Genomic DNA, 10,400 nt, shown 5'->3' on the forward strand with positions numbered 1-10,400 from the left:
TCGCTGAGGCGCAGGGCGCACCGGCGGATATCGGCGGCTACTACCTACTCGACGACGCCAAGGTCACCGCAGTCATGCGGCCGAGCAAGACGTTCAACGAGGCGCTGGCGGCTGCGCGGGGCTGATTCAGTCCACCAGGCCGCGCAGCGTCTCGATCAGCTTGACGCGCTCGTGGGCGGTGGCGGCGACTGGCACCACGTTCAGCGTCGTCACCCCGGCCTCGCGGAACGCGGCGATCCGTTCCTTGACGAACCCGGGTGTGCCGATCAGCGAGACGTCGCGCACCAGGTCGTCGGGTACCGCCTTGGCGGCTGCTTCCTTGTCGCCGGCCAGGTAGAGCTCCTGGATCCGGTCTGCTTGCGGTCCGTAGCCGTACCGGGTGGCCAGCGTGTGGTAGAAGTTCTTGCCCTTGGCGCCCATGCCGCCGATGTAGAGCGCCAGATGTGGCTTGACGATTTCCCTCAGCGGCTCGACGTTGTCGCCGATCGCCAGGGTCGGCCCGGCGAAGACCTCGAGGTCGCCCAGCGCGGGGTCGCGCTTGGCCTGGCCGGCCGCAATCGACTTGCCCCAGACATCCTGCGCCTTCTCCGGCAGGAAGAAGATGGGCTGCCAACCTTCGGCGAGCTCAGCGGCCAGCTCGACGTTCTTCGGTCCCAGTGCCGCGATCAATATCGGGATACGTTCCCGCACAGGCTTATTGATGAGCTTCAACGACTTGCCCAGGCCGGTGCCCTTGCCGGCGGGCAGCGGGATCTCGTAGTGCTCGCCCTGATACTGCAGCTTCTCCCGCCGCCACACCTGGCGGCAGATCTCGATGACCTCGCGGGTGCGCGCGATCGGAGCGTCATAGCGAACGCCGTGGAAACCCTCGATGACCTGCGGGCCGGAGGCGCCCAGGCCCAGGGTGTATCGGCCGTCGGAGACGTAGTCCAGACCGGCTGCGGTCATCGCGGTCAGCGTGGGCGTGCGGGTGTATAGCTGCAGGATTCCCGACGCCAGCTCGACGCGGTCGGTGCTGGCGGCCAGGTAGCCCAGTGCGCTCACCGCGTCGAACGAGTACGCCTCGGGGACAAAGACGATGTCGAGGCCGGCGCGTTCGAGGTCGGCGACCTCGGCGGCCACCTCCTTGAAGCCGCCCGCGTAGTTGATTCCTAGTCCGATTCGCATGCCTGGCTGCTCCCTATGGCTCTAAGTGAACTGGTTGGCCAGTTCGACGGCTTCGGACTGGATTCGCGGAAACTGTGCGGCCATCGCTTCGGACAACGCCTTCGCACCGGAGAGCGGTCGCACCATCACCTTAAAGTCATCGATCAGGCCGTCGTCGTTGACGTGGATGAAATCGCAGCCGTTGACCGTCACGCCGGGCGCGCCCGCGATGCCCGCCTCGAACTCGAGCGCGTGGTTGTCGCCTTCGTGGATCTCGCGGACATAGCGAAAGTTCTCGAACACCCGCAGTACACCACGCAGGATCGCCGCGGTGATCGGCTTGCCGACGTAAGGCTTGAACGCCACCGGGCTGGTGAACACGACATCGTCGGCGAGCAGGGCCGCGATGGCCGCCTCGTCGTGCTCTTCGACCGCCTTGCGGAAGGGATGCATCGGAGACCTCGAATGCTCAATTGGTTGGGTAAGTGTGCTCGACGATAGAGCGTTCGATGGGCCGCCCGTCGTGCCGGTGATCGCCCAGCTAGCTGGCCGGCGGGTCGACCGCGTGCGGGCGCTCGATGTGCTCGGACAAGAAATCTGCGATCACCGCGGTGACTCGGGCCGGTGCCTCGAACATCGGGATGTGCCCGACGCCGTCGAGTTCGGTGATTCGGGTTCCGGGGGGCAACTGGGCCTGAAAGTAGCGGTGCGAGCGCGGCGCGGGAAACACGCGGTCCTTCTGGCAGAGCACCAAATGTGCGGGTACCGCGGTCTGGGCCAGTTCGAGCAGTCCCGGCTGCAGCAGCGACTTGACCAGCAGCTGGAAGTAGGCCGGGCAGTGCGCCACGTCGTCGACGATGGCCGCCAGTTGTTCGTCGGTCACACCGTCGGGTGTCCCGCTGATCGGCAGCGTGGCCAGTTGCCGGGTGAATGGGATGCCTAGCGCCCTGGGCCCCAGTAACCGGGCGAACACCCAGAACGGCATGCCCGACACGAACTTCGCGATCACCTCGAACTTGGCCGGGGCCCAGCGGGTCCATCCGCCGGCGGGGGCGATACCGGTGACGGTGCGGGCCCGTCCGCGGCGCTCCAGCTCGAACGCCACCCAGCCACCGAGCGAGTTGCCGACGATATGGGCGGTTTCCCAACCCAATTGGTCCAGCTGTCGCTCGACGTGGTCGGCCAGCACCGCCGAGCTCAGAAACCAGGTGCCGGGCTTGGGGCCGCCGTGGTGGCCCGCCATCGTCGGAGCGAATACCTCGTAAGAGCCGGTGGCAGCCAGTTGCTGGGCGACGTCGTTCCAGACCAGCTGCGAGATCAAGAACGGATGCAGAAGTAGGACCGGTTCGCCGGAGCCGAGATGAATGGGCGCGCGGTTGGTCATGCAGCGACAGTAAAGGCGATACCGGCGGTACTGCAAGAAGTGCCGGTCGTGGCGTGAAAAGATTGGACCACCATGACTACCGCCTCTCGATCCAGCCGGGTTTTCTCCGGTGTGCAGCCCACCTCCGATTCGCTCCATCTCGGAAATGCGCTGGGTGCCGTCAGCCAGTGGGCTCAGATGCAGGACGACCACGACGCGTTCTTCTGCGTCGTCGATCTGCATGCCATCACGATTCCGCAGGATCCGGAGACGTTGCGGCGTCGCACCCTGGTCACCGCCGCCCAATATCTGGCACTGGGCGTCGACCCGGCCCGCAGCACGATCTTCGTGCAGAGCCACGTCCCGGCCCACGCGCAGTTGGCCTGGGTGCTCGGCTGTTTCACCGGGTTCGGTCAGGCGTCCCGGATGACCCAGTTCAAGGACAAGTCGACGCGTCAGGGCAGTGACGCCACGACTGTGGGTCTGTTCACCTATCCGGTGCTGCAGGCCGCCGATGTGCTGGCCTACGACGCCGAGTTGGTGCCGGTCGGCGAAGACCAACGGCAGCACCTGGAGTTGGCCCGCGACATCGCGCAGCGGTTCAACAGTCGTTACCCGGACACGTTCGTCGTTCCCGAGGTTCTGATTCCCAAGGCCACCGCCAAAATCTACGACCTGCAGGACCCGTCGTCGAAGATGAGCAAGTCCGCGGCCACTGATGCGGGTCTGATCAGCCTCCTTGACGCGCCGGCGTTGTCGGCCAAGAAGATTCGTTCCGCGGTGACTGACAGCGAGCGGGAGATTCGCTACGACCCGGAGACCAAAGCCGGCATCTCGAACCTGCTGACCATTCAGTCCGCGGTCACCGGCGTCGACATCGGCAAGCTGGTCGACAGTTACGCCGGTCGCGGTTACGGCGACCTGAAGAAGGACACCGCGGAAGCCGTCGTCGAGTTCGTGACCCCGATCAAGACCCGGGTCGACGAATTGCTTTCCGAACCAACCGAATTAGAGGCAGTGTTGGCCGCAGGCGCGGCACGGGCCGAGGGCGTCGCCGCAAAGACGGTCGACCGGGTCTATGACCGGCTCGGGTTCCTGCCGAGACGTCCCTAGCGGGTTGTCGTGAGCGATCCGGCCAAGCCAGGGATTCTCGATCGACTGCGGGCCCGGTACGCATGGTTCGACCACGCGATGCGGGCCAACGACTGGTTCGACGACTGCCGGGGCAATTTCTTCGCGGCCGGTCTGACCTACTACACGATTTTCGCGTTGTTTCCCTTGCTGATGGTCGGTTTCAGCGCCGCCGGGTTCCTGCTCTCGCGCCGGCCCGATGTGCTGCAAGCCATCGACAACAAGGTCAGGCACGCGGTGCCCGGTGCCCTGGGGCAGCAGATGCTCGATCTGATGAATTCGGCGATCCAAGCGCGGGCGTCGGTCGGGGTGATCGGTTTGGCCGTCGCGGTGTGGGTGGGGCTGAACTGGATGAGCAATCTGCGGGTCGCGCTGACCGAAATGTGGCGCCAGACCGACGGTTCGCGCGGATACCTGCGCACCAAGATCTCCGATCTGGGGGCGATGGTGTCGTCGTTCGTCGCGATCTTCGCGATGCTGGCACTCGGCGCGTTGGCGGGTGCGGCGCCGATGGCCCGGCTGTTGCACCTCGTGGGTCTGCATGAGCTGCCGGTGTTGGACGCGGTCCTGCGCGCCGCGTCGGTGGTGGTGTCATTTCTGTTGTCGTGGTTGGTGTTCAGCTGGATGATCGCTCGGCTGCCGCGAGAGCCGGTCAACTTTCGTAGTTCGGTTCGGGCGGCGTTGCTCGCCGCGATCGGCTTTGAGCTGTTCAAGGTGGTGGGGACCATCTACCTGAGGTCGGTGCTGCGCAGTCCGGCCGGCGCCACCTTCGGTCCGGTGCTGGGGCTGATGGTGTTCGCCTACATCACCGCGCGGCTGCTGCTTTTTGCGACGGCGTGGGCGGCGACATCGAATGGCCAACTGCCGGTGGATCGCGAAGAGCCGGCGCCCGAAGTACCCGAGATCGCGGTGAACATCCCCAAGTTGCCGCCGGCCGACGGCCTCAAGGTGCGGCAGGCAATGACCGCTGTGGTGGTGGGCGCCGTTGGCGCACTCGGACTTTCGCGTCTGAACCGCCGCGACAAGGAGGACTAGCCGACCAGCTTCAGCCCGGCGATGCAGCCGACGAGACCGGCCATCAGCACCACCTTGACCGGCGAGGCGGTCTCTTCACCGGTCAGCATCGCGTACCCGACGGTGAGCACCGCGCCGATGCCGACCCAGACTGCGTAGCTGGTCCCGGTCGGCAGGGTGCGCATCGCCAACGCCAGCCCGGCCATCGAAAACAGCAGTGAAACACCGAAAATCAGCGAAGGGATCAGTCGGGAAAACCCGTCCGATCGATCCATCGCGGTGGCCCACACCGCCTCGAGAACACCCGACGCCACCAAGATCAGCCACGCCATCGCACGCCTCTTCTCAACCTTCGCCGACCCATTCGCCCCCCGACATCACCCGGCATTTCGTGTAATCCGGCCCCAGCAGAACAAGATTGGCGTCCCCGCCCACCCGCACAGCGCCGGCCCGCTCCAGCCCGAGCACCCGGGCCGGCGTCGTCGACGTCATCCGTACCGCCGCGATCAGCGCCGCGTCGCGGTCGGTGCCGAGGCGGGCGGCCACGCCGAAGATTCGATCCATGGTCGCGGTGCTCCCGGCGATCGTCGAGGTGCCGCGCACCCGCGCGATGCCGTCGAGCACCTCAACAGCGACCGAGCCCAGCCGATATCGACCGTCGCTCGCGCCGGCCGCGGCGATGGCGTCGGTGACCAGCGCGACCCGGCCGGCGCCCGCGGCCTGAACCGTCGTGTGCATCACCGCGGGGTGAATGTGGACGCCGTCGGCGATCAACTCCACCGTTACCCGGGGATCCTCCAGCAGTGCCGCAACGGGACCCGGTTCGCGGTGGCGCAACGGCCGCATGGCGTTGAACAGATGCGTGCCGACGGTGGCGCCCAGTCCGATCGCGTGCCGGGTCTGCTCGTAAGTTGCATCCGTATGGCCCAGCGCCACAACTACTCCGGCGCCGATCAGGCGGGTGATCGCGTCGTCGCTGCCGCGGCGCTCGGGTGCCAGAGTGACCATCCTGATCGCCCCGTCGCCAGCGGTCAGCAGCGCGTCGACCTCGGCCGGTGTGGCGTCACGCAGCGCGGTGCGGTCGTGGGCCCCGCAGTGCGCGCTGCTCAGCCACGGCCCCTCCAGATGAATGCCGGCGATCACGCCGTCGCGGGTCGCGGCGGCGAGCCTGCGCACCGCCGCCAACAGATCTCCCGGCGCCGCCGTCACCAAGCTGGCCAGCGTCGTCGTCGTCCCGTGCGCGCGGTGAAAACCCGCTGCCCGCCCCACCTCTGAGGCATCGCCGTCGATGTATGACGCGCCGCCGCCGCCGTGTACATGGATGTCCACGAAACCGGGGACCAGCGTCGCGTCCGGCACGTCGACATCAGGGGATCGCGGTGGCGGGCCCGCGCCGCAGCCCACGATCGTCGCGCCCGCGGTGTGCACCCAGCCTGGCCGGCAGAGGTCTTGTTCAAATACGACGGTCCCGGCGGCGATCAGCGGCACGCCGACACATCCGTTGTTGCGCTGTTAGTTTCATCGGGCCAGCGGCCGTTGTTTTCCCAGAAGTGGCGGATGTCTTCGAGCTGTCGGCCCTTGGTCTCCGGGGCGAACCGGTACACCAGAACGAACCCGACAACGGCGATCCCGGCGAAGACGGCGAACATGCCGGCGCCGCCGAGGCTGTCCAGCATGGTCAGGAACACGGACTCGATCAAGGCGTTGGCGGACAGATTCGCGGTGAGCATCGCGCTGGAGCCCAGCGATCGCAGGTGCGCCGGGAAGCTCTCGCCGGCGTACACCCAGACCAGGGCGCCGAAGCCGAAGGTGAATCCCATGGTGAACATCAGCAGACCGGCGTATCCGAAACCGGACACCGCGTCGGACTTTGCCGAGAATACGGCGATCAGCACCCCGTCGCCCAGGATCATCGTCGCGATGCCGCACAGCAGGATAGGCCGGCGGCCGACCCGGTCGACCAGTACCAGCGAGGTCAGCACGGCGGCCAATGACGCCACCTCCATCACCGCGGGCAACACCAGCAGAGCGAAATTGCCTTGAAAACCCATGGCCTGGAACAACAGCGGGCTGTAGTAGATGATCCCGTTGATGCCGCTCAGTTCGGCGAAGAAGCCGATCCCGACGACGAACAGGGTGGCGCGCAGATAGGGCAGGCGCAGCATCTCGAGGATGGATCCGCCCCGCTCTTCGGCCATGGCGTCGGAGATCTCGGCGAGTTCGGCGTCGACATCGCTGTTCGGCTCGATCCGCAGCAGCGATTTTCGGGCGTCGGCGTATCTGCCCTTGAACAGATACCACCGCGCCGTGTCCGGTGTGGAAGCCAACAGCGGAAGGACCAGTAGAGCAGGCACCGACGCCAGCCCAAGCATCCACCGCCAGCTGCCCGACTCCGCCAGCATGTACGCCGACAGGTAGCCGCCGATGATGCCGAGAATGGTCGCCACCTGGTAGGTGACCAGCATCGCGCCGCGGAGTCGGGCCGGCGCGGACTCGGCGATGAACACCGGCGTCACGGTGGCCGACAACCCGATTGTCATGCCGAGCGCCATGCGAGCCGCCATCAGCCACGGCATGGACGCCGCCGCGGCGCCCAGCAGCGAGAACACCGCATAGCCGCCGGCAACCAGCATCATCGACCGCTTGCGCCCGATCGCGTTGGCCAGGAAACCGCCGCTGAGCGCGCCGCAGATCTCGCCGATCACCACCATCGTGGTCAGCAGTTCCTGCTTGCGGACGGTGAGGTTGAAGTCGTTGGTGATGAACAGCAGCGCGCCGGCGATGTTGGAGAGGTCGTAGCCGCAGATGATGCCGAGCGTCGCCGCGGTGACTCCGATCAGCAATCGGCGCCGTGACTGTAGAGACTCGCCGAGGCGGCTCACATTCTCCCCTCCGGGTGGGCCGCCCCCGGTCCCCCCGCCGCTGCCTAGTGCTGCGGCCGTCGGTTCGTCGAACGCGCCACCATGATCAAGCCGAACACCACGACCGTACCGATCACCGCGACGCCGACCCTAACCGGCAAGGCGTCCGCGGCTGGTATCAACGCGGCCGCGTTTGCCGCGGGGCCACCGCCATTGTCGCCGGAGGCGACGGCCTTCGGCGCCAGCGACGGATCGGGTTCGATCAGGGTTCCCACCCGGGTGCCCGGCGCGGTCGCGAACCCATAATCCAGCAGGTGGGCGGCCTGCTGCCACGGCGCGATTGGCTGACGGGTGCCGTGCAGCAGCACCGCCATCAATCGCCGTCCGTCCCGGTTGGCGGCGCCGACAAAGGTCTGACCTGCGTCGTCGGTGTAGCCGGTCTTGCCGCCGAGCGCACCCGGGTAGTGGTAGAGCAACTGGTTGTCGTTTTCCAGCTCGTAGCCGGGGCTGTCGCCGTGCCCGGGGAAGTCGAACTTCTCGGTGTGCACGATGTCGGCGAAGGTCGGGTTCTCCCAGGCGTAGCGGTAGAACAGGCCGATGTCGTAGGCCGACGTGCTCATGCCGGGCCCGTCCAGGCCGGACGGCGTCGCCGCGCGGGTGTCTTTTCCGCTGAGCTTGGCGGCCAGCGCGTTGATCTTGTCCAATGCGACGGGCATGCCGCCCAGTTGCATGGCCAGCGCGTGTGCGGCGTCGTTGCCGGAGTGCATCAGCAGCCCGTGCAGCAGTTGGTTCACGGTGTAGGTGCCCCCCGGCGCCACGCCGACTTTGGTGCCCTCGGCGGCGGCGTCCTCCGGGGTGCCGTCGACGGTCTTGTTGAGGTTGAGTTCGCGCAGTGACGCCATCGCGACGAGTACCTTGATGACGCTGGCCGGACGGTGCCGGCCGTGCGGGTCGCGGGCGGCGACGATGGCGCCGCTGTCCAAGTCGGCGACCACCCAGGCCTCGGCTGAGATGTCGCCCGGCACCGGTGGGGTGCCGGCGGCGGTGACGACGCCGCAGCCGCCCAGCGCGTTGCCGCCGATCGGCGACGGCGGCACTGGCAGCGGCAGTGGAGGCTCGCCGGCCTGGGGCACTTCCGAGGAGTCCACCGCGGCCGGGGTAGCGACTTTGTACGGGCACAGATCGTGCGCTGATCCTGACCCCGGGTTAGGTTCCGCGAACGCCGCGGGCATGCCCATCAGCGCCGGGGTGCTCAGCATGAAACCGGCCGCTGCCAGGCAGGACGCCGTTCTCAACAGTGTCATCGTCTGAGCAGAGTAGGCGATCAGCGGTCCAATTCCCGGGAGCCGCGCTGTGGCTGGTGTTACGGATGTTGCAAATTCACGTAACAAACTCCCGGCCCTGCGATGCGGCCGAGCCATAGTCGTCCCGACGTTTCCACCACGCCGGTGGCCAAGCCGAAGTCCGGATGCTGGACCCGCAGCTGGGCCACCACCTGACCGTCGTCGGGGTCGAACCCGACCACCCACACCGTCGGCTTCGGATCGGGCAGCCACCGGTAGGGCAGCAGCTTCCACATCACGCTGCGGATGATCGGTGCCCGCGGCGCCAACCATTCGTTGAGCGCATTGCGGTCCGACACCAGCGCCACCCAGATCCGGCCGTCCAGGCCGGTCGAGATGTTGTCGGGATAGCCCGGCAGCTCGGTGACCAACCTGGTGATGGTCCCGGCCTGCTCGCCGGTCAGCCAGTACTTCGACACCCGGCAGCCGGCGCTCTCGGCGAACACCACCGCCGATTCGTCACTGGTCAGCGTGACGCCGTTGGCGAAGTAAAGGCCACCGGCCAGCTCGGTGACCGTCCCGTCGGGCTCACGCCGGAACAGCGCGCCGGTCGGGCGTCCCTCGACGATCGAGCCCTTGTAGTACTCGTAGTGGAAGCGGCTGGTCGACTCGGTGAAAAAGATTGTGCCGTCCGACGATTCGACGGCGTTGGAGCAGAATGTCAGCGGTCGGCCATCGATCTCGGCCACCAGCGTCTCGATGTCGCCGGTGGCGGGGTCGCAGCGCAGCAGGCCGCGGTGGCTGTCGCAGATCAATAGACGGCCGTCGTGAGCGACCGCCAAGCCCAGCGGCCGCCCACCGGTGTCGGTGATCGTCTGGACCACGCTGCCGTCGGGGCTGATCCGGAGGATGCGACCGTCCTCGACACCGGTGAAGATGTTGCCGTCGGCGTCGGCGACGACGTCCTCTGCGGCGGTGCCCGGCACATCGATGATGTGCAGCGCCGCAGTGAAATTCGGCTCGGGCAGTGGTCGCGACGGCGGCGGCTGCCAGCGGATCGGATCGATACTGGGCTTCACCGGGTCTCCTTGAGCACAGTGCGCAGGATGGATTCGATGGTGTCGAACTCGGGCTGTCCGCTGATCAGTGGAGGCGCGATCACGACGACCGGGTCGCCGCGGTCATCGGTCCGGCAGTACAGACCCGCAGCGAACAACGACGAGGCGATGTGCGGCAGCAGCTTTGCCGCCTCGGCGCGGGTGAAGGTCTCGCGGGTCGCCTGATCCTTGACCAGCTCGATCGAGTAGAAATAGCCCTCGCCGCGGACGTCTCCGACGATCGGCACGTCGTAGAGTCGCTCCAACGCGGCCCGCAACGCCGGCGCCTGACGCTTGACGTTGGCGTTGAGGTCCTCGCGCTCGAAGATGTCGAGGTTGGCCAGCGCGACCGCCGCCGACACCGGATGGCCGCCGAACGTGTAGCCGTGCGGGAACACCGTCGTGCCATCGTTGAACGGTTCGAACAGTCGATCGCTCGCGATCATCGCCCCGATCGGCGAGTACCCGGAGGTCAATCCCTTGGCGCAGGTGATGATGTCGGGTT

General features: G+C 67.0%; 12 protein-coding genes. 3 read left to right on the top strand and 9 right to left on the bottom strand.

The window, feature by feature from the left end; all coding sequences use genetic code 11:
* Positions 1 to 125: NADP-dependent isocitrate dehydrogenase (locus AC2VOG_RS05145; protein WP_486938850.1), on the top strand; the 125-nt coding region annotated here is incomplete at its 5' end.
* Between the two features lies 1 nt (position 126).
* On the opposite strand, the gene AC2VOG_RS05150 is transcribed toward AC2VOG_RS05145, so the two are convergent.
* From AC2VOG_RS05150 to AC2VOG_RS05160, 3 genes are all read right to left on the bottom strand, one after another.
* Positions 127 to 1,167 carry an LLM class F420-dependent oxidoreductase gene (locus AC2VOG_RS05150; RefSeq protein WP_486938838.1) on the bottom strand — a complete coding sequence of 347 codons (1,041 nt, stop codon included), beginning with the start codon at positions 1,165 to 1,167 and terminating at the stop codon, positions 127 to 129.
* A gap of 21 nt (positions 1,168 to 1,188) precedes the next feature.
* A complete protein-coding gene (locus AC2VOG_RS05155) occupies positions 1,189 to 1,599 on the bottom strand; it encodes a nuclear transport factor 2 family protein (RefSeq protein WP_486938839.1) in 411 nt (136 codons plus the stop codon).
* An 88-nt stretch (positions 1,600 to 1,687) separates the two neighbouring features.
* The gene (locus tag AC2VOG_RS05160; RefSeq protein WP_486938841.1) at positions 1,688 to 2,530 is read right to left on the bottom strand and encodes an alpha/beta fold hydrolase; all 843 of its coding nucleotides are present in this window, start codon (positions 2,528 to 2,530) and stop codon (positions 1,688 to 1,690) included.
* A gap of 72 nt (positions 2,531 to 2,602) precedes the next feature.
* Between AC2VOG_RS05160 and trpS the strand changes: the two genes are divergently transcribed.
* Both trpS and yhjD read left to right on the top strand, forming a co-directional pair.
* On the top strand, positions 2,603 to 3,622 hold the full coding sequence (trpS, locus tag AC2VOG_RS05165) for a tryptophan--tRNA ligase (RefSeq protein WP_486938842.1): 1,020 nt from the start codon (positions 2,603 to 2,605) through the stop codon (positions 3,620 to 3,622).
* A 9-nt stretch (positions 3,623 to 3,631) separates the two neighbouring features.
* Positions 3,632 to 4,675 carry an inner membrane protein YhjD gene (gene yhjD / locus AC2VOG_RS05170; RefSeq protein WP_486938843.1) on the top strand — a complete coding sequence of 348 codons (1,044 nt, stop codon included), beginning with the start codon at positions 3,632 to 3,634 and terminating at the stop codon, positions 4,673 to 4,675.
* On the opposite strand, the gene AC2VOG_RS05175 is transcribed toward yhjD, so the two are convergent.
* From AC2VOG_RS05175 to AC2VOG_RS05200, 6 genes are all read right to left on the bottom strand, one after another.
* Positions 4,672 to 4,986: a DMT family transporter gene (locus AC2VOG_RS05175; protein ID WP_486938844.1), complete on the bottom strand. Its 315-nt coding sequence runs from the start codon at positions 4,984 to 4,986 to the stop codon at positions 4,672 to 4,674. The genes yhjD and AC2VOG_RS05175 overlap by 4 nt on opposite strands.
* 13 nt (positions 4,987 to 4,999) lie before the next feature.
* Positions 5,000 to 6,142: an N-acetylglucosamine-6-phosphate deacetylase gene (gene nagA, locus AC2VOG_RS05180; protein ID WP_486938845.1), complete on the bottom strand. Its 1,143-nt coding sequence runs from the start codon at positions 6,140 to 6,142 to the stop codon at positions 5,000 to 5,002.
* Positions 6,133 to 7,536, bottom strand: coding sequence for a sugar porter family MFS transporter (locus tag AC2VOG_RS05185; protein ID WP_486938846.1), 1,404 nt, complete (start codon positions 7,534 to 7,536; stop codon positions 6,133 to 6,135). Before AC2VOG_RS05185 ends, nagA begins: the two co-directional genes overlap by 10 nt.
* Positions 7,537 to 7,580: 44 nt before the next feature.
* On the bottom strand, positions 7,581 to 8,819 hold the full coding sequence (gene dacB1 / locus AC2VOG_RS05190; protein ID WP_486938847.1) for a D-alanyl-D-alanine carboxypeptidase DacB1: 1,239 nt from the start codon (positions 8,817 to 8,819) through the stop codon (positions 7,581 to 7,583).
* A gap of 59 nt (positions 8,820 to 8,878) precedes the next feature.
* Positions 8,879 to 9,877 carry an SMP-30/gluconolactonase/LRE family protein gene (locus tag AC2VOG_RS05195; RefSeq protein WP_486938848.1) on the bottom strand — a complete coding sequence of 333 codons (999 nt, stop codon included), beginning with the start codon at positions 9,875 to 9,877 and terminating at the stop codon, positions 8,879 to 8,881.
* The coding region (locus AC2VOG_RS05200; protein ID WP_486938849.1) for an aminotransferase class III-fold pyridoxal phosphate-dependent enzyme at positions 9,874 to 10,400 on the bottom strand (527 nt) is incomplete at its 5' end. The genes AC2VOG_RS05195 and AC2VOG_RS05200, both read right to left, overlap by 4 nt.

It is taken from the genome of Mycobacterium sp. TH-M11 (genome assembly GCF_057473725.1).